The 18,308-nt window shown below is 59.0% G+C and carries 15 protein-coding genes; 10 read left to right on the top strand and 5 right to left on the bottom strand.

Annotated elements, in window-relative coordinates; genetic code table 11:
* Window positions 1–55: 55 nt before the first annotated feature.
* From ACB039_RS00765 to ACB039_RS00775, 3 genes are all read left to right on the top strand, one after another.
* The gene (locus ACB039_RS00765; RefSeq protein ID WP_371164927.1) at window positions 56–1,108 is read left to right on the top strand and encodes an efflux RND transporter periplasmic adaptor subunit; all 1,053 of its coding nucleotides are present in this window, start codon (window positions 56–58) and stop codon (window positions 1,106–1,108) included.
* Window positions 1,108–4,254: an efflux RND transporter permease subunit gene (locus ACB039_RS00770; protein WP_371164928.1), complete on the top strand. Its 3,147-nt coding sequence runs from the start codon at window positions 1,108–1,110 to the stop codon at window positions 4,252–4,254. Before ACB039_RS00765 ends, ACB039_RS00770 begins: the two co-directional genes overlap by 1 nt.
* A gap of 146 nt (window positions 4,255–4,400) precedes the next feature.
* Window positions 4,401–6,761: a YgiQ family radical SAM protein gene (locus ACB039_RS00775; protein WP_371164929.1), complete on the top strand. Its 2,361-nt coding sequence runs from the start codon at window positions 4,401–4,403 to the stop codon at window positions 6,759–6,761.
* Between the two features lie 113 nt (window positions 6,762–6,874).
* On the opposite strand, the gene ACB039_RS00780 is transcribed toward ACB039_RS00775, so the two are convergent.
* Window positions 6,875–7,726, bottom strand: coding sequence for a DUF4435 domain-containing protein (locus ACB039_RS00780; protein ID WP_371164930.1), 852 nt, complete (start codon window positions 7,724–7,726; stop codon window positions 6,875–6,877).
* 2 nt (window positions 7,727–7,728) lie between these two features.
* Complete coding sequence (locus ACB039_RS00785) at window positions 7,729–9,066, bottom strand: AAA family ATPase (RefSeq protein ID WP_371164931.1); 1,338 nt, start codon at window positions 9,064–9,066, stop codon at window positions 7,729–7,731.
* Window positions 9,067–9,488: 422 nt separating this feature from the next.
* Here ACB039_RS00785 and ACB039_RS00790 point away from each other — a divergent pair, with 422 nt between their 5' ends.
* The gene (locus ACB039_RS00790; protein ID WP_161507408.1) at window positions 9,489–9,716 is read left to right on the top strand and encodes a hypothetical protein; all 228 of its coding nucleotides are present in this window, start codon (window positions 9,489–9,491) and stop codon (window positions 9,714–9,716) included.
* A 30-nt stretch (window positions 9,717–9,746) separates the two neighbouring features.
* Here ACB039_RS00790 and ACB039_RS00795 read toward each other — a convergent pair whose 3' ends face one another.
* Complete coding sequence (locus ACB039_RS00795; protein WP_161507407.1) at window positions 9,747–10,250, bottom strand: DinB family protein; 504 nt, start codon at window positions 10,248–10,250, stop codon at window positions 9,747–9,749.
* A gap of 171 nt (window positions 10,251–10,421) precedes the next feature.
* Here ACB039_RS00795 and ACB039_RS00800 point away from each other — a divergent pair, with 171 nt between their 5' ends.
* The 3 genes from ACB039_RS00800 (at window position 10,422) to aqpZ (ending at window position 13,121) form a co-directional block, all read left to right on the top strand.
* On the top strand, window positions 10,422–11,336 hold the full coding sequence (locus tag ACB039_RS00800) for a Gfo/Idh/MocA family protein (RefSeq protein ID WP_371164932.1): 915 nt from the start codon (window positions 10,422–10,424) through the stop codon (window positions 11,334–11,336).
* 264 nt (window positions 11,337–11,600) lie between these two features.
* Entirely contained in the window at window positions 11,601–12,122 is a 522-nt protein-coding gene (gene ruvC, locus ACB039_RS00805) for a crossover junction endodeoxyribonuclease RuvC (RefSeq protein WP_005326958.1), read from the top strand.
* Between the two features lie 312 nt (window positions 12,123–12,434).
* On the top strand, window positions 12,435–13,121 hold the full coding sequence (gene aqpZ, locus ACB039_RS00810) for an aquaporin Z (RefSeq protein WP_042650517.1): 687 nt from the start codon (window positions 12,435–12,437) through the stop codon (window positions 13,119–13,121).
* Between the two features lie 122 nt (window positions 13,122–13,243).
* Here the strand turns inward: aqpZ and ACB039_RS00815 are convergent, their stop codons facing one another.
* The gene (locus ACB039_RS00815) at window positions 13,244–13,978 is read right to left on the bottom strand and encodes a lytic transglycosylase domain-containing protein (RefSeq protein WP_171274261.1); all 735 of its coding nucleotides are present in this window, start codon (window positions 13,976–13,978) and stop codon (window positions 13,244–13,246) included.
* 327 nt (window positions 13,979–14,305) lie between these two features.
* On the opposite strand from ACB039_RS00815, the gene ACB039_RS00820 reads away from it, so the two are divergent.
* Complete coding sequence (locus ACB039_RS00820; RefSeq protein ID WP_005326964.1) at window positions 14,306–14,746, top strand: GNAT family N-acetyltransferase; 441 nt, start codon at window positions 14,306–14,308, stop codon at window positions 14,744–14,746.
* 4 nt (window positions 14,747–14,750) lie between these two features.
* On the opposite strand, the gene ACB039_RS00825 is transcribed toward ACB039_RS00820, so the two are convergent.
* Window positions 14,751–15,293, bottom strand: a complete 543-nt coding sequence (locus ACB039_RS00825) for a DUF1439 domain-containing protein (protein ID WP_005326967.1) — start codon at window positions 15,291–15,293, stop codon at window positions 14,751–14,753.
* A gap of 96 nt (window positions 15,294–15,389) precedes the next feature.
* Between ACB039_RS00825 and cls the strand changes: the two genes are divergently transcribed.
* Together cls and ACB039_RS00835 are read left to right on the top strand one after the other, a co-directional pair.
* On the top strand, window positions 15,390–16,871 hold the full coding sequence (gene cls / locus ACB039_RS00830) for a cardiolipin synthase (RefSeq protein ID WP_005326968.1): 1,482 nt from the start codon (window positions 15,390–15,392) through the stop codon (window positions 16,869–16,871).
* Between the two features lie 107 nt (window positions 16,872–16,978).
* A complete protein-coding gene (locus ACB039_RS00835; RefSeq protein WP_371164933.1) occupies window positions 16,979–18,247 on the top strand; it encodes a DUF945 family protein in 1,269 nt (422 codons plus the stop codon).
* The last annotated feature ends 61 nt before the right edge of the window (window positions 18,248–18,308 follow it).

The raw sequence follows: 18,308 nt of genomic DNA on the forward strand, positions 1-18,308 counted from the left end.
CATCATTGATGAAGTTTCCTCTTCTCCTTCTCTCTTACCTTGCATGGATTGTCTGATGAAAATGCGCATATGGCTGTGGCTTGTCCCCCTTCTCCTGCTGCTGGGGGCCGGCGCCTGGACGCTTCGGCAGGCCGAACCTGCCAGCAAACCTGCCCCAAGGCAGGTCAACATCCGGGCGGAAACGGTCAGGCAGAGCCTGGCAGAGCCCTCCATCAAGCTGGTCAGCAAGCTGGCGGCCAATCGCTCCGTGGTGGTCAGTCCCGAGGTGACCGGCCGCATCGTCAGGATTGCGGTGCGCTCCGGTCAGCAGGTCAAGCAGGGACAGACCCTGATCGCCCTGGATGCGGGCAAGCAGCAGGCGGAACTCGCCGAGCAGAGCGCCAGCGTGCGCGACGAGAGCCGCAAGCTGCGGGACATGCGCCGGCTGGTGGCGCGCGGTGCCATCACCACCTCCGAGCTGGAAGGGCAGAAGGCGACCGTGGCCCAGGCCCAGGCCCGGGTCGATGCGGCGCGCTATGAGCTGTCGCTGCGCACCCTGGCGGCCCCTTTCGACGGCACCGTCAGCCTGATCGATCTCAGCGAAGGGGCCCTGGTCAACAGCGGTGACGTACTGCTTCATCTGGACGAACTGGCCAGATTGCGGCTCGATCTGGCGGTACCCGAGCGCTACCTCTCCCTCCTCAAACCCGGCATGACAGTGACGGCCACCAGCTCGGCCTGGCCGGATCAAGCCTTCTCTGGCGTGCTGGAGACGCTCGACAGTCGCATCTCCAACGAAACCCAGAACATCAAGGCGCGGGTCATCCTTCCCAACCCCGACGGCCAGCTACGGCCCGGTATGCTGATGAACGTGGATCTTTCCCTGCCTGCCCAGAAGATGACCCTGATCCCCGCCCAGTCGGTGGAGTATGCGGGGGAGCTTCGCTTCGTCTACCGTCTCGAGGCGGACGGCCGGGTGAAGCGCATCCCGGTGGAACTGGGCGATACCCACGGCGAGGCCGTCTGGGTCATCAAGGGGCTGAACGTCGGCGATCGCATCGCGGTGGAGGGGCTGGTCAACCTGCGTGACGGTGCCCTGGTTCGTGATCTGACCGAGGTGAAAGGCTGATGTGGCTCTCCGATATGTCTGTGCGCCGCCCCCTGGTGGCGGTCGTCATCAGTGCCCTGCTCACCGTGTTCGGCCTGGTGGCCTTCGCCAAGCTGACGGTGCGGGAGATGCCGGACGTGCAGACGCCGTCCGTCTCCATCACCACCACCTATGAGGGGGCCGCCCCCGAGGTGATGGAGAGCCAGGTCACCAAGCCCATCGAGGATCAGCTCTCCGGCATCAGCGGCATCAAGAACATCAACTCGGTGACCCGCAAGGGGCGCTCCTCCATCACGGTGGAGTTCAAGCTCGGCTGGAACATGCTGGAGGGCACCTCGGACGTGCGCGACGCCATCTCCCGCGCCCGGCCGAGGCTCCCGGACGAGGCGGACGAGCCCATGGTCACCAAGGACAACGGCAACGGTGACGTGGCGATCTGGCTCAACTTCAGCAGCACCCAGATGGACCGCACCGCCATGACCGACTATGCCAACCGCATGCTGGTCGACTCCTTAAGCCTGGTGGACGGGGTGAGCGAGGTGTCCCTCTCCGGCGATCTGACCCAGGTGATGTATGTCAGGCTGCGCCCCGCCGACATGGCGGCCCGCGCCATCACGGTCGCCGACGTGCAGGATGCCCTCGAGCGGGAGAACATCGAGCTGCCCGGGGGGGAGATCCGCAACAACAGCATGACCATGGCGGTGCAGATCGCCCGTCTCTACCATAGCGCCGAGGATTTTCGTGCCCTGCCGGTGAAGACCGCCACCAATGGCCAAAGCATCTACCTGGCGGACATCGCCGACGTGGAGGTGGGGGCCAAGAACGAAGACAGCGCCTATCAGCGCAACGGCCGCGAGAGCCTGGGGATAGGCATAGTCGCGCAATCCACCGCCAACCCGCTGGCGGTGGCCCAGGGCATAGAGCGCAAGATGACCGAGATGCAGCGCTTCCTGCCGGAAGGGGCCCAGCTCGAGGTGGACTACGACTCCACCGTCTTCATCAAGCAGGCCATCGACGAGGTGTACGAGACGCTCGCCATCTGCGCCGTGCTGGTGGTTGCCGTGCTCTACCTCTTCCTCGGCCAGGGGCGCACCACGCTGATCCCGGCCATCACGGTACCGGTGTCGCTTATCTCCGCCTTCATCGGCGCCTGGTATCTGGGGTTCTCCATCAACCTCATCACCCTGCTGGCGCTCATCCTCGCCATCGGTCTGGTGGTGGATGACGCCATCGTGGTGGTGGAGAACATCCACCACCACCTGCAGCAGGGCGAATCCCCCCTGATGGCGGCCTGGCACGGTACCCGTGAGGTGGGCTTTGCCGTGGTGGCCACTACGGCGGTGCTGGTGATGGTGTTCGTGCCCATCGCCTTCATGGATGGCATGGTCGGACGGCTCTTTACCGAATTTGCCATTTTGCTCTCCCTGGCGGTGCTCTTCTCCTCCCTGGTGGCGCTCACCCTGACCCCGGCCATGGGCTCCTGGCTGATGCGTGCCGTCGACAAGCCCAATGCCCTGACCGCGCTACTGGATCGGGGCCTTGGCCGGGTGGAGACACAGTACCGCCGCCTGCTGGGCGCCGTGCTGCGCCGCTCCGTCTGGATGCCGCTGGTGCTGCTGCTCTGCCTCGGCGGCATCGGCGCCCTGTTTGGCAAGCTGCCCGCGAGCCTGACCCCGACCGAAGACCGTGGTGTCATCTATGTGTTCGTGAAAGGGGCCGAGGGCACCAGTATCGAGCGGATGAAGCGCAACATGCAGCAGGTGGAGGCAGCCATCATGCCGCTGCTCGGCAAGGGGGTGGTGCAGGCCATGAGTTTCAGCACCCCGGCCTTCGGGCGCGGCGGCGATCAGACCGGGATGGTCATCATCCAGCTCACCGACTGGGCGGTGCGGGACGAGACCGCCACCGACTTTGGCCGCAGCTTGAGCGGGCGGCTGGCCGGCATTCCAGATGTGATGATCCGCACCTTCCAGCCCGGATTCAGGGGAGGCTCCACCGCCGCCGTGCAGTTCGTGCTGCAGGGCTCCGACTATGGGGAGCTCTATCAGCAAGGATTGGCACTGCAGCAGGCCGCCGGCCAGAGCGGGCTGATGCTGACCCCGGATCTCGACTACGCCGAGAAGACCCCGGAGCTGCAGGTGACCATAGAGCGGGAGCGGGCCAGCCAACTCGGCATTCCGGTCTCCACCGTGGCGAGCTCCCTGCAGGCCCTGCTCGGCGGCGTCAGCCAGACCACCTATGTGGACAGAGGCGAGGAGTATGACGTCTACCTGAGGGCCAACCAGGCCCAGTTCAACGGCATCTCGGATGTGAGCCGCATCTATCTCAGGGCCGCCAGCGGCGAGATGGTGAGCCTCTCCACCCTGGCGACCGTCACCCAGGTGGCGAGCCCGCAGCGGCTCAACCACTACCAGCGTCAGAAGGCGATTGCCCTGACCGCGGACGTGGCCCCCGGCCACACCCTGGGGGAGGCGCTCGACTTCCTCGATGGCTGGGCCGCGGATCACCTGCCCACCGGCATGACGGTGGATTACGCCGGTGAGTCCAAGGATTATCGCGACAACCAGGGGGAGATGGTGATGGTGTTCGGCCTCGCCCTGCTGGTGGTCTATCTGGTGCTGGTGGCCCAGTTCGAGAGCCTGCTGACCCCGGCCGTGGTGATGGTGACGGTGCCGCTCGGCATCTTCGGCGGCCTGCTTGGCCTCTGGCTGACGGGACAGGAGCTCAGCATCTACAGCCAGATAGGGATGATCATGCTGATCGGCATGGTGACCAAGAACGGCATCCTCATCGTGGAGTTCATCAACCAGTTGCGCCAGCGGGGGGAATCCTTCGAGGAGGCCATCATCGCAGGCTCGGTGCGTCGGCTGCGGCCCATCCTGATGACCTCGCTGACCGCCATCATAGGCGCGGTGCCGCTGATGGTCTCCATGGGGGCGGGGTATGAGAGCCGGATGGCCGTGGGCACAGTGGTCTTCTTCGGGTTGTCGCTCGCGACCCTGGTCACCCTGCTGATCGTGCCCGCCATCTATCACCTGCTGGCCAGACGGGCGGGGATGACGGGGGCGCGGGATCTGCTGGTGGACGAGGCGCTGGCGGTTGATGTCGTCAGCGCCCCCCCGGCGCCGGAGGCCGCGTCTAATACGAGGGACAAACCGGCCGCCTGATCCTTCTTCCGTAAAGGCGAGCCACCTACGCAGGCTGGTTCGCCTTTACCCCGCGCTTACCCTGCGAATTGTGGGGCCAAAAAGCCATCGCCCCCGCCTGTCTCTGCCGGTATAATGCGCGACCCGAATTGTTCCAGGTGTTCAAAATGCAGCCGGTTACCCACCTTTTCTCCTATCCCCGCTACTGGGCCGAGTGCTACGGCACGGCGCCCTTCCTGCCCATGTCCAGAGCGGAGATGGACAAGCTCGGCTGGGACAGCTGCGACATAGTCCTGGTGACCGGTGACGCCTACGTGGATCACCCGAGTTTCGGCATGGCGGTCATAGGCCGCATGCTGGAATCCCAGGGCTTTCGGGTCGGCATCATCGCCCAGCCGGACTGGTCATCGAAGGATGACTTTATGCGCCTGGGCAAGCCCAACCTCTTCTACGGGGTGACCGCGGGCAACATGGACTCCATGATCAACCGCTATACCTCCGACAAGAAGCTGCGCCACGACGACGCCTACACCCCGGGCGACGTGGGCGGCAAGCGGCCGGATCGCGCCACTCTGGTCTATACCCAGCGCTGCAAAGAAGCCTATAAAGAGGTGCCTGTGGTGATCGGTGGCATCGAGGCTTCCTTACGCCGTATCGCCCACTACGACTACTGGTCCGAGACCATCCGCCGCTCCATCCTGCTGGACGCCAAGGCTGACATCCTCATCTACGGCAACGCCGAGCGGCCGCTTATCGAGGTGGCGCACCGCATCGCGGGTGGCGAGACCATCGACACCATGCAGGACATTCGTGGCACCGCCGTCATCCGCCGTGAGCCGCTGCCGGGCTGGCGCGGGGTGGATTCGAGCAAGCTGGATCAGATTGGCCGCATCGATCCCATCATGAACCCCTATATGGAAGGGGCGCCCTGCTCTGACGACGAAGGCACCGCGCCGGCTGCGCAGGAGGCCAAGCCCGTGCTGGTGCAGCCGCCCAAGCAGAAACCCTGGGAGAAGACCTACGTCAAGCTGCCGGCGTTCGAGCGGGTGAAGGAAGACAAGGTGCTCTACGCCCATGCGTCGCGCATCCTGCACCACGAGACCAACCCGGGCTGCGCTCGCGCGCTCTCGCAGGCCCACGGCGATCGCATCATCTGGGTCAACCCGCCCGCCTTCCCGCTCGAGACCGACGAGATGGACGGCGTGTTCGGCCTGCCGTACCAGCGGGTGCCGCACCCGGCCTATGGCAACGAGAAGATCCCGGCCTACGAGATGATCAAGACCTCGGTCAACATCATGCGTGGCTGCTTCGGCGGCTGCTCCTTCTGCTCCATCACCGAGCACGAGGGACGCATCATCCAGAGCCGCTCGGAAGAGTCGATCATCAAGGAAATCGAAGAGATCCGCGACAAGGTGCCGGGCTTTACCGGCGTCATCTCGGATCTCGGCGGCCCCACCGCCAACATGTACCGCTTACGCTGCAAGAGCCCCAAGGCCGAGCAGACCTGTCGCCGCGCTTCCTGCGTCTGGCCCACCATCTGCCCGCACATGGACACCGACCATACCCCGACCATCAACCTCTACCGCAAGGCGCGGGATGTGAAGGGGATCAAGAAGATACTGATCGCCTCCGGGGTGCGTTACGACATCGCGGTGGAAGATCCGCGCTACATCAAGGAGCTGGCCAAGTACCACGTCGGCGGCTACCTCAAGATCGCGCCCGAGCACACCGAAGAGGGCCCGCTCTCCAAGATGATGAAGCCGGGCATGGGCAGCTACTACAGCTTCAAGGAGCTGTTCGACAAGTATTCCAAAGAGGCGGGCAAGCAGCAGTACCTGATCCCCTACTTCATCTCCGCCCACCCGGGGACGACCGACGAAGATATGGTGAATATGGCGCTCTGGGTCAAGACCAACCGCTTCAAGCTGGATCAGGTGCAGAACTTCTATCCGTCGCCGCTCGCGAACGCCACCACCATGTATTACACCGAGAAAAACCCGCTCAACAAGGTGAGCCGCCAGGGCGGGGACGTGTTCGTGGTGAAAGGGGAGCGTCGCCGCCGCCTGCACAAGGCGCTGCTGCGCTACCACGATCCGGCCGGCTGGCCGATGATCCGCGAAGCCCTGCTGGAAATGGGCAAGGGCCACCTGATCGGCAACGGCCCCGACTGCCTGGTGCCGCCGGAAGGTCGCGGCGAGGCCAAGGCCGAGCGCAGCCGCAACAAGGGCCTCAAGCCTGCCTTGACCCGCCACAGCGCCATCACCCATCAGCGCAGCAATGGGGCGGACAGCAAGGCTGCTGGCGGCAAGGCGGGCAATGGCAAGCCAGTAGGCTCCCAGCTCAGCAAAGGGGCCGGCAACGGCAAACCCGCGGCGCAAGGGGCAGGTCAAGGTAAACCAGCTGGCAAACCCGCCCATAAGGGCAAGGCGCCGACCCGTGCTGGCTCCGCCAAGCCGGGCGCCAAACCCGTCACTCAGGGCGGCAAGCCTGCGGCCAAAGGCGGGGCTGCCAAGCGACCGGCTCGGTGATATTCCTGATTAGAAAACGATAGAAATAAAAAGGGCGACCATATGGTCGCCTTTTTATTTCCGTAGTAGATTTTTAAATCGCTGTGTTCTTATCTAACTTATAAGATAGTTCTTTAGGTATTTACTTTATCGGATAGAATATAATCATCGATATCTGAAATTTGGCTGATATCGCAATATAGAGATGCTCTATATTTTAAATTTAAGTTTTGTGCAGTAGTCTTTATGTTCTTCCTTATGCGAAGAAATAATAGTGGTAATAAGTAGTCTTTGGCAGATACAAATTTTGTGAGTGAATTATTATTTTCTATTACCTGATGGTAGAGTTCAATTTCCTGTTTGAATGACTCTTCACCTATTTTATTCGTTATATGACCTTGGAGTTCATTTATTTTATTTTTTATTTTTAGTTCATCAACTACTCCACTATCACTTGAAATAAAATCTTTTAACTTGCACGAAACAGTTTTTATCTCAGGGCAATGCTTGAAACAAATAGCGTAAAAAACGAACAAATTCAATAATGGCTGATTATCTTTAACCCAAGTGGGAAAATCTAATATTTTTTTAAGTTCATCATATTCTCGTTCTGGATCTTCTTCTACCATTAATTGAGTTAGCGCATGTTCACATATTAAAATATTCTCTATGCAGTAGAATGGAAGCGAATACAACCCCTCTGCTCTTGCTAAGTTCCCATTCATGAGATGCAAGTCACCATCTACTATATATAGTCTTGGGCGATCTCTTTTATTAGTATCTTTTTCCCACTCGTTGATTACTGCATTGCGGCCACCTAATGGAAAAACGTCGTTAATTAAATATTTACTGTTTAAAGCTCGATTAAGTAAACCTTTGAATATTTTTTTGTAACCAAGAGCGGTATCTTCAACATATATATCTATTGTGTTTCGGTGTTCAAAAAAAACAGAGCGAGCTTTTCTTGCAGCAGTGCTTCTTTCCATCATCAACCTCTGATGCTCTTACACTTATCTGTCAATTCACCAACAATATCTGGGGAGTGAGTTGCAAGAATAAACTGAGTATTTGGACTTACGGAGAGAATAGTTTCAGAGAAAAGCTCTTGCCACTTCAAGTGTAACGAAATCTCTGGTTCGTCTATTACAATAACACCACTAGTGTTCGCATACCTATTGAGCATTACGTTAGCAATTATAACTAATAGCTGTCGTTCGCCAGAAGATAAAATATCAATGGAACTTTTTTTATTGTCAGGTCTGATGATTACTAATTGCCCTACCGCATTTATTTCAATCTTTTTCCTTGAGTCTTTATAAAACTCATTTACTGTTGACAGAAATTTGCTGATAGGGGCATACATTTTTCCAATCTTTTCATTATATTCATCAATGACATCGACTAAACTAGATATCCTATCTATCTGTACTTTATTCAAGAACCATTCTACAGATAATCCCTTTGATTCATTTTTGCGTAACTCTTCAAAAAGTGAGGTTAGATTATCAAAGAAATTATCAATGTCAGATAATAATGCTTTATTAGTGTTCCCAATTTTTTTGATTGCGCGAACTATTTCTTCTCTTCGCTCTAAGATATGCGATCTTGATTGCCATGTAATGTCCGGAGATTGAAAATCTTCAACATCAAACTTTGTGAACTTAAAGGATGATTTCAATATATTATCTCTAAGTTGCATATCTTGCCTTTCCTCTACTTCACGGATCCTCCGGTAAGCCTCTTGTATGAGGATCTCTGTGGACTGTAAGGCTGCACTCAAACTACCATTTATGGCTCTTTTTCGGCCTGATGATATAAATTGTCTTTTGAAGTAAATATTTTTTCTATTTATTTCTGACTCAGTGTCTTCATAAAAAGAAGTTTTTCTATCCAGTCCTAAAAAAACAGGTATATTTAGGCTTTTTATTTTTTTAATAATAGGGGAGCTATAAAAGTCTCGTTCTATGTGAGATATAGTATTATCATCAAAATCAAACCCATCTTCGTATTTATCCTCAGGTGGCAATGGAATGGAAACTGATTTTTCACTTCCAAAATAGGAATGATTAATATTGAGGCTTAATTTATCTTTTGTCCCCAGAATTGAAAATATCTCACCTTTGTCAGTATATGATAATTTGACTTTTTCAAACGGAACACAAATTAAATCTTTAACGTTTGGCTTTAATAATGCCTGAATTAGTTTTATTATCGTACTCTTACCAGAGCCATTACTCCCAACTAAAAAATTCACATCTGAGTTAAATTTCACATCGAAATTCATATAGCCATAAACATTTGTAGCATGAAAAGCTAAAAGCTTCATGTCTAATCCTTTATTGTTGTGAATGTATAACATCTATAAAAGTCTGGGGCATGGAAATCTGGGACCCCCATCTTTCCGAGCAAGGCATAACGCCTCCGAATCCCACGCTACCGCCCGTGGATTACAGCTTCCAATAGGCTCCCTTGACCCGCGCTGGCAGCAACCCATCGCAGCTCAACAGGTTCTGAATGACCATGCTAAGCCAAACGAAGCCGCCTGTGCGAGCATTGGAGCTGACATAACCATCAGAAATTTAGTGTTTTTTGAACTGCGTCATCAAAGTACATCACCACATGCAACCAAAAGCAGTCAGGTGGCGGTGGCTTTGCTATCTTGGCGGCTGACGAAAAGGTAGGAGAGGCATAACGGCCTCTCTCCTGAATATTTTGCAGCGGGTATTCCCGAACAGGAGTGAGCAGCAGATGGCGATAAAAACGCGATCCCGCAGAGAGAAGATTGGTAGCGGGCTTGGGCTGGTGATGGGGCTAATAGCCTTTAACCTGATAGCGCCCCTGCTTCTGGAATCAAAAGAGATCTCTGATATGAACCGGATGATAGGGGCCATGGTCAGCGCCCTTATCTGCTCCGAGCTGGGGGCCCGAATCGGCAAGTGGCTCGATACCAGAGAGCAGGCCAAATCCACAAAATAGAGGGCAACATGGGCCGCCCTCGTTTGTCGTTTAGCCGCCCCGCCGTTCCGGTTCACTGCGGTGCAAAAAAGTGGTCAGGGTATCGCGCGGTGGCGTAATGCCGCATTGAACCAGAATGCGCCCGATAGCCCCTCGGTGATAGCCGCCGTGGGTCACCAGATGCAGCAGCATCTCGGCGCGGCTCATCTGCCCCTTGTCGCCATCCACGAAGTTGAACGAGAGCACGGCCTCGCCATCTGCCTGGCTCAGGCCGGCAACGTAATCCAGATACCAGGCATCCAGTGTGCCGATGGCAGTGCGCAGCGCTGCCAGGGTCGGCGTCTCCGGAGTATTGGTGGCACTGAAGCCGTGCCGTTCCCCCAGCAGATTGGCCTTGAAGATGGCATCGACCACATGGATATGGTTGAAGATGCGAAGGGCATTGTGGTGCGCCTCGGGATGTAGCTGCGGGTCCAGGGGGGCGAGGGCATCCAGCAGTTCGCCATCGGCCCAGGCCTTGTAGCGAAACAGAGAGTGAAGGGTCGAATGGCTCATGGTCTTCCTTGATGGGGTCAGCGCAGGAAGAGGGCATCTTAGCCAGCCGATGGCAGCAAGAAAACTCCCCACCTGACGGGGCCGGTGACCGGCCAGTGTGCAGGGCATTGGATGTGCCCGGTGCGAGTGAGATGTTACCCTGTGCCATCGCACTCATGACAAGGAGTTCCCATGCGCATTGCCCTGATTGGCCTCGGTGATATCGCCCAGAAGGCCTATCTGCCGCTGATTGCCAGCGACGAGCGAGTCACCCCGCTGCTCTGTACCCGGAGTCCTCAAGTGCTCGGCAAGCTGGCCCGCCAGTACCGGATCGCCGAGTGCTTCACCGAGGTGGATGCGCTGCTAGGGAGCCGCCCGGATGCGGTGATGATCCACGCCGCCACCTCGGTGCATTTCGCGCTGGCCGAACAATGTCTGCGGGCGGGCATCCCCACCTTTGTGGACAAGCCGCTCTGTGACAACGCCGCCGAGGTGGAGGCGCTCGCCAACCTCGCCATCGCGCAGGATTGCCCGCTGTTTGTGGGCTTCAACCGCCGCTATCTGCCTGCCATGGCTGATGCCCGCGCCCAGCCGCTCACGGAACTTCACTGGCAGAAGCACAGACACGATCTGCCGGGGTTGCCGCGTCCGTTCCTGTTTGACGACTTTATCCATGTGCTCGACAGCCTCTGCTGCTATGGCGGCGCGCCCACCGGGGATCTGCATGCGGTGCTGCGGCGAAGCCCCCGGCAGCCCGAGCTGCTGGCCGGTGTGAGCGTCGCCTGGCAGAGCGGCGACTGCGCCGTGAGCGGCAGCATGAACCGCAGCGCTGGTCTCACCGAGGAGCGCATCGACGCCTATGGCGACAACCTCTCCCTGCATATCGAGAACTGCACCCGGGGCACGATTGCCCGAGACAAGACCCTGCAGACCCTGGCACCGGACGACTGGCAGCCGGTATTGGCCCAACGGGGCTTCGTTGCGATGCTGGATCACTGGTACCAACAGATTGAGGCGGGCAGAGCCGATGGGATGCTTGTCGAGAGCTATCTGCAGAGCCATCAACTGGCTGAGCGGCTGGTCACTCTGGCCGAGGGCAGGCAGTAGCGTCCGTCATTCGTGGTTCCCATGCTGAACGCAAGAACTGAAACGGGCGAACGAATGAGCAGACCACTGTACAAGATGGCGTATCCCTGCGCAGTCAGCCGGCGAGGGCGCCGCCGCGCGAGCCAAGCGCTGGCTTGTTTGCTATCTTGGCGCCCATGAAAGATCTGCAGAGCAACAGAGTGTGATGAGCAACGTTTCGCAAATGGCGCCGGGCCTGCCACGTGTCGATGAGCGCCCGATCGCGGCGACCAAGGTGGCCCGTTCATGAGCATTATTCTGGGCATAGACCCCGGCTCCCGGATCACTGGCTACGGCGTCATCCGCATCGTCGCGGGCAAGGCGGAATACCTGGGCTCGGGCTGCATCCGCACCGACTTGGGCGAGCTGCCGTCCCGCCTCAAGCAGGTGTATGACGGGGTGAGCGAGATCATCACCCAGTTCAAGCCGGACGAGTTCGCCATCGAGCGGGTCTTCATGGCGCGCAATGCGGATTCGGCCCTGAAACTCGGCCAGGCCAGGGGCAGCGCCATCGTCGCGGCGGTCAACGCCTTGCTGCCGGTGAGCGAATACTCGGCGACCCAGATCAAGCAGGCGGTGGTAGGCACGGGCGGCGCCGCCAAGGAGCAGGTGCAGCATATGGTGACCCATCTGCTCAAGCTGTCGGCCACGCCCCAGGCGGATGCGGCGGATGCCCTCGGGGTGGCGCTCTGTCACTTCCATACCCGCCAGAGTCTTATCAGGATGGCGGGACGAGCCACCAGTTCGGTACGTGGTCGCTATCGCTGATCCCTCGTGGGGGCCGAGACGGAGCGCATTGCACCATGCACAGCCCGTGGCCCGGTGCGTTGTTGTCAAAAGCGCTGATTGAGTCACAACTTGTCGCACTTCCCAGGCGGACTCTCATGAGAAATCGGTGCGGCAATGGCGGGGAACCTCCCGTTCAATCAATAACTTGTGATGTTCATCACACATTCCTCGTAAACTAAGCCGGCTTCGTCTTGCTCCATCAGACTCCCATAATATGGCGCCTGTTGAATAACAGTGTCCGTATGAGCCTTTTTGAGGCTCCTGTTCTAATCATCATCGGGAGATATGAGAGTGAAACCATTTGCAGCTGAATTTATGGGCACCTTCTGGCTGGTGCTGGGGGGTTGCGGCAGCGCCGTGCTGGCTGCCGCCTTCCCGAACGTGGGGATAGGTCTGCTGGGCGTGGCTCTGGCGTTCGGCCTGACCGTGTTGACCATGGCCTATGCCATCGGCCACATCTCTGGCTGTCACCTGAACCCGGCCGTGACCCTGGGTCTGTGGGCCGGTGGTCGCTTCCCGGCATCGGGCGTCGTGCCTTATATCGTTGCCCAGGTCCTTGGCGGGATCGCGGCGGGTGGCGTGCTCTATGTGATCGCCAGCGGCCAGGCCGGGTTTGACGTGAGCGCCGGTTTTGCTTCCAACGGTTATGGTGAGCACTCACCGGGCGGTTACAGCCTGCTGGCGGCGCTGGTGTGTGAAGTGGTGATGACCGGCTTCTTCCTGTTCGTCATCATGGGAGCCACCGACAGCCGTGCACCGGCGGGCTTTGCTCCGATCGCCATCGGTCTGTGCCTGACCCTGATCCACCTCATCAGCATTCCGGTGACCAACACCTCGGTCAACCCGGCGCGCAGCACAGGGGTGGCGCTGTTTGTCGGTGACTGGGCCGTCAGCCAGCTCTGGTTGTTCTGGGTCGCCCCCATCGTCGGTGCCATTCTGGGTGCATTGGCCTATCGTGTGATCGCCACGAAAGAGTGATGTGTTGCTAAGTAACGTGTGGTATCGGCACGCCCTCGGGCGTGTTTTTTTGTTTCTGATGGGCACGAAAGCGGGCCGCAAGGGCCCGCAGTATTGTTCAGCCTGCTGAGAGAGGGAAAGGGCTAGAGACCGCGGGCGCTCAGCATCTCTTTATAGCGCTGGTGCAAGAGTTGCACTCGTGCGACATAGGCGCGAGTCTCTGCGTAGGGCGGGATACCACCGTGCTTTTGCACCGCGCCTGCGCCCGCGTTGTAGGCGGCCGTGGCCAGGGCGACGTTGCCGTCATACTGCTTAAGCAGGCCCGCCAGATACTTCACCCCGCCGAAGATGTTTTGCTCCGCCAGCAGGGCATTGCCGACCCCTAGCTCGCGGGCGGTGGCGGGCATCAGCTGGGTCAGCCCCATGGCCCCCTTGCGGGAGACCGCCAGCGGATTGAAGGCGGATTCGGCGTGGATCAGTGCTCGAATGAGGGCAGGGTCGACGCTGTAGGTCTTGGCCGCCGCCTTGATGGTGCTGGCATAGTCATAGAGGAAGAGGCCGGTCGTGCGCCAGTTGACCCTGGAGGCGGGATCGCAGGCGTAGCAATCGTTGAACAGCAGCAGCTCGTAATGACCTTGCTCCGGCATCATGTCGGAATAGCGTACTACCCCGTTCTTTTGCACCGATTTGTAGACCTGGATCTGGCGAGTGGCGGGGACCGATGCGGGCTCTGCCACCTCGGGTGACGGGATCGACTCGGGTGACGGGATTGACTCGGATGACGGGATTGACTCGGATGTCAGGACCACCACCTCGGCCGGTGGCGGCAACTGACTCCAGGCAGTGAGGGGGGACAGTGAAATGGCTCCCAGCAACATCCATGCTTTCAACGGCTTGCTCCTTAAGCCTCGTTAGCCACGTTGAGTAAAGCATCCGTGGCGAGACAGAACAAGGGCCCTGGTGACGAGTCGCAAGAAAAGCCCGGGAAGAAGAGGCCCACTAGCAGCCTGAGCCGGATGCTGCAGCCTCGCAGAGGGCCGTGGAGGGCACCACTGCCTGTCAGCTGGCCATTGGCTTTTTTGTAAGTTAAAGGCGTGTTATCTTGCAGTTGCTCCACTCTGGTCTGATCTCTTCGTGGGGCTGGATGGTGGGTCAAGAGAGGGCCGGGTGGCCAGAGCGAAATGGGTATGAAAAGCAGGCGGGCGATGGAGCTCAGATTCGAAGAGTACTGTGACGCGGATCTTTCCCTGATCAGGGACTATTACGAGACGACGTTTTCCCACTATGTGCCGGATCTGGCCGAACGGATCTTCGTGGTACGGGATGCCCATTGGCTGGTGGGCGCCGTGCGCCTGCGCGACGAACAGGACTATTACCACCTGTGCGGATTTCGACTGCTGCCCCACTACCAGTCACTGGGGCTGGGTTCCCGGTTGCTGCAGCACGCCTGCAACGATCTGCTGGACAAGCCCGTGATCTGCCACGCCTTGCCCTTCGAGAAACCCTTCTACCTCAAGGCGGGCTTTGCCCACCTTCCCCTGCATGAACTCGATGGACCGCTGCATACCCTCTATCACCAGCAGCGCGAACAGGGTTACCAGATCGAGCTGCTGGTGCGTCAGGCGATGGTCACTGCCTACAACTGATCCCTCACTGGGGCTTGGTCAGCAGGCGGATCTTGCCCGGTGACAGCTCCAGCCCCAGCAGATTCTCCTTGAGCCAGGCCTGGTTGGGATCCTTGTCGTCGAGCTTGTAGACGGGCTGGGTCTCCAGCCGCTTCTCCATGCTCTGCAGCAGCATTCTCAGCATGAAACCGAACTTCTGCTCGGCTGCCGCCGGCTCCAGCTTGTAGTCAATCAGCTTCATGTTGTCGAGGAAGAGCGCGCTCTTGGCCTTGTCGTAGCGGGGTCTTGCCTCATAGGTCATGTTCAGCAGCGCATCGTACTGGGTCTGATCCGGCAGGGCGATTTTGAGTCGCCCCTTGCCAAAGACTCTTGCGGTATCCGGACTCTGGCGGCCGATCTGGACATCGCTCTGCTCGAGCTGCACATGGGCCTTGATGATGCCGGGCAACTCCAGCTGTTTGTCGACTTGTACCTGGGATTGAAGGTACTGGTTTATCTGCTGCTCATTGATGTCATATGAGCCTTGACCTAGCATGGCCAGACTCAGCAGCATAGATTGCAGGATCATGCTAACGACCTGATAGAATGGGTTTGCCCCACAGCATACCATTCTGGCCCTGTGGGATCTGCCCATGCCCTTTGTTCATTACACCAAGGAGTCGTCTTGCTCGACGGTCTGGAATACGACATTCAGTTGCTGTTCTCCCGCTTTCTCGGCTGGCTGTTGCTGTTGTTTCACACCGTGATCGTGGCGGGGATCTCCCTGCGAGTGGTGATGAAGCGGCGCCCCATCGGGGTATCCCTCGCCTGGCTGGCACTCATTTATGCCATCCCCTTCGCCGGGGTCGGTTTCTATGTGTTGTTTGGGGAGATACGGCTCGGTCGCAAACGGGCAGAACGCGCCCAGGCCATGTACCGCCCTTACGCCATCTGGATCCGCCAGCTCGCCCGCCTCTTTCCCCAGCACTGCTGCGAGGTGGGCAGCAAGGCGCGTCCGCTCCATGATCTGATCCAGGGGCGGCTGGCCATGCCCATGCTCTCGGGCAACCGGATGACGCTGCTGCACAGGCCCGAGACCATCTTGCAGGAGATAGTGCGCGACATCCGCGGCTCCTCCCAATCCTGCTACCTGGAGTTCTACATCTGGCATCCCGGTGGGGATGTGGATGCGGTGTGCGAGGCCCTTGTCGAGGTGGCGGCGCGCGGCGTGGATTGTCGTGTGTTGCTCGACTCCATCGGCAGCAAGGCCTTTTTCCGCTCCGGTTGGCCTAAATCGCTGCGCGCGGCCGGGGTCAAGGTGGTGGAGGTGCTGCCGGTCGGTGCCTGGCGTATCCCGTTCCAGCGCCAGGACTTGCGCATGCACCGCAAGTTGGTGGTGATCGACGACAGGGTCGGTTACACCGGCTCCATGAACATGGTGGATCCCCGTTTCTTCAAGCAGGATGCCGGGGTTGGTCAGTGGGTCGACATCATGATCCGAGTGCAGGGGCCCGTGGTGCCGCTGATGTGGTCCACCTTCGTCTGGGACTGGGAGATGGAAACCGGCGAGCGGCTGCTCGACAGCCTGCAGCACGAACCCGAGGCCTGGCCGCAAACCAACTATCGGGCCCAGCTCATTCCCTCCGGCCCCTTCGTCGGCGGTGACTGCATCCAGCAGAGCCTGCTGCTGGCCATCTACCAGGCGCGCCACCATCTGGTGCTGACCACCCCCTATTTCGTACCGGACGACCCGCTGGCGGCGGCGCTCTCCTCGGCGGCGGCGCGGGGAGTGCTGGTGCAGCTGGTGCTGCCGGCGCGCAACGACTCCCTGATGGCCAATCATGCGAGCAACTCTTTCATGGAGGATCTGCTGGCGGCCGGGGTCGAAATTTACCGCTATGATGCCGGTCTGCTGCACACCAAGAGCGTGCTGGTGGACGACGACTTCGCCCTGGTGGGCACGGTCAATCTCGACAGGCGCAGCCTCTGGCTCAATTTCGAGATCACCCTGCTCATCGACAACCCGTTGTTTGTCGCCGAGATGAATCAACTGGTGCAGGGCTACATGCTGGAGGCGACCCCCATGTCGCTGACCAGGTGGCGTGCCCGCCCCTGGTACAAAAAATTGCTGGAGAACGTCTTCTACCTGTTCAGCCCCCTGCTGTGACAGTCGAGAATGGGTCATGAGCCGGGATCTGGCTTGCTTGTGTTCCCATCCTCCCCGTAGAGTGCGCCTAGGCACCCGCCATAGAAAAATCAGGAGTAAGAGAGCAGATGAAAAAGACAGTGGCCATGGCTGCCGGAGCGGCATTGGTGGTGGGTGGGCTGGGCGCCTGCTGGTACACGGGCAATGCCTTCGACCGCATCCTGGGGGAGCAGATCGTGAGGGCCAAGCAGGAGAGCGGCGTCGAGATCACCTGGTTGCCCACCAGCGAGAACCTGTTCACCCGTGATGGTGTGCTCAAGGTAGTGGTGCCGCCCCAGACGCTGGCGAGTTTCGATCCCCAGATGGCGGGAAGCGACCCCATCGAGCTGCAACTGCTCGTCAACAGCCGCCTGCTGCCGCTCTATATCAAGAGCAACATGCTGCTCGATACCGCGACCGGGACCCTGGCCCCCGTCTTCACCGCCCTCGGCATGCAGCAGTGGCAGCTTGGCCTGGAGTCGGCCAGCAGCCTCTGGACCATGAGCAACAGCTCCCGTTTCTGGGCCAGCGACTTCAAGGTCAGGGAGGGGCTCAACGAGTTCAGCTTCCTGCCCCTGAGCGGGGATTATCGCGGGGATCTCGATGGCAATGGCCACGTGGTCTTCCAGTGGCTGGGCATGACGGTCCACGATGCGCAGAGCAAGATGGATCTGGCTTTGGCGGATCTCAAGGGCAGCGCCGACATGGCCGAGATAAGCGGCATCTGGCTCTCTCCCCACAGCGAGATGACGCTCTCCGCCCTCTCCTTGCAACTGCCGGAGAGCGTCAAGCTCTCGTTGCAGGGGGTCAGCACCAACACCCAACTGGCGGGGGATGATGCCCAGACCCTCTCCAGCCGTTATCAGATGAAGGTGGCGACCCTCAATCTGGAGAACGAGAGCGACAGCCTGGCAGTGACTCAGGGAAGTCTGGATCTGGCGCTCAAGGGGCTGGATCTGGAGGGCTATCAGACCCTGCAGGAGGCCAGCAGTCAGCGGGTGGACGAGGCGGTTATCCAGCAGGCGCTGGACAAGATGCTGCAACGGGGTGCCACCCTGGAGCTGACCGATTTCAGTGCCCAGCTCAACGGCGAGCCTGTCAGCCTGAAAGGGGAGGCCAAGCTTGCCCCCACCACTCTGGAGCAACTGATGGGGAGCGAGGAGGGGATGCAGGCCCTGTCCGGGCTGCTTCATGTCAGCCTCGGCGATCAACTGGGCAAGGCGGTGCCGCAGCTGGCACCCATGCTGGCCCAGTTCACGGCCCTGGGTTATCTCAAGGCGGAGCAGGCGCACCTCAATGCCGAGCTCAAGCTCGACAAGGGGCTGGTCACCGTCAACGGTCTGCCCCTGCCTCAATAAGCGCAGGCAGACGAAAAAGGCTCCCTCGGGAGCCTTTTTGCTGGGTGTCGAACGACGGACA

It is taken from the genome of Aeromonas sp. S2(2024), from assembly GCF_041402505.1.
GTDB classification, from domain to species: Bacteria; Pseudomonadota; Gammaproteobacteria; order Enterobacterales; family Aeromonadaceae; genus Aeromonas; species Aeromonas media.

What these genes read in the sequence shown, in the direction of transcription:
- ACB039_RS00790 (WP_161507408.1), top strand. Translation starts at nt 9,489, where the DNA reads ATGGCGATAAAAACGCGATCCCGCAGAGAGAAGATTGGTAGCGGGCTT.
- ACB039_RS00820 (WP_005326964.1), top strand. Translation starts at nt 14,306, where the DNA reads ATGGAGCTCAGATTCGAAGAGTACTGTGACGCGGATCTTTCCCTGATC.
- ACB039_RS00795 (WP_161507407.1), bottom strand. Translation starts at nt 10,250, where the DNA reads ATGAGCCATTCGACCCTTCACTCTCTGTTTCGCTACAAGGCCTGGGCC.
- ruvC (WP_005326958.1), top strand. Translation starts at nt 11,601, where the DNA reads ATGAGCATTATTCTGGGCATAGACCCCGGCTCCCGGATCACTGGCTAC.
- ACB039_RS00835 (WP_371164933.1), top strand. Translation starts at nt 16,979, where the DNA reads ATGAAAAAGACAGTGGCCATGGCTGCCGGAGCGGCATTGGTGGTGGGT.
- ACB039_RS00800 (WP_371164932.1), top strand. Translation starts at nt 10,422, where the DNA reads ATGCGCATTGCCCTGATTGGCCTCGGTGATATCGCCCAGAAGGCCTAT.
- ACB039_RS00815 (WP_171274261.1), bottom strand. Translation starts at nt 13,978, where the DNA reads ATGTTGCTGGGAGCCATTTCACTGTCCCCCCTCACTGCCTGGAGTCAG.
- ACB039_RS00765 (WP_371164927.1), top strand. Translation starts at nt 56, where the DNA reads ATGAAAATGCGCATATGGCTGTGGCTTGTCCCCCTTCTCCTGCTGCTG.
- ACB039_RS00825 (WP_005326967.1), bottom strand. Translation starts at nt 15,293, where the DNA reads ATGATCCTGCAATCTATGCTGCTGAGTCTGGCCATGCTAGGTCAAGGC.
- ACB039_RS00785 (WP_371164931.1), bottom strand. Translation starts at nt 9,066, where the DNA reads ATGAAGCTTTTAGCTTTTCATGCTACAAATGTTTATGGCTATATGAAT.
- ACB039_RS00770 (WP_371164928.1), top strand. Translation starts at nt 1,108, where the DNA reads ATGTGGCTCTCCGATATGTCTGTGCGCCGCCCCCTGGTGGCGGTCGTC.
- ACB039_RS00775 (WP_371164929.1), top strand. Translation starts at nt 4,401, where the DNA reads ATGCAGCCGGTTACCCACCTTTTCTCCTATCCCCGCTACTGGGCCGAG.
- ACB039_RS00780 (WP_371164930.1), bottom strand. Translation starts at nt 7,726, where the DNA reads ATGGAAAGAAGCACTGCTGCAAGAAAAGCTCGCTCTGTTTTTTTTGAA.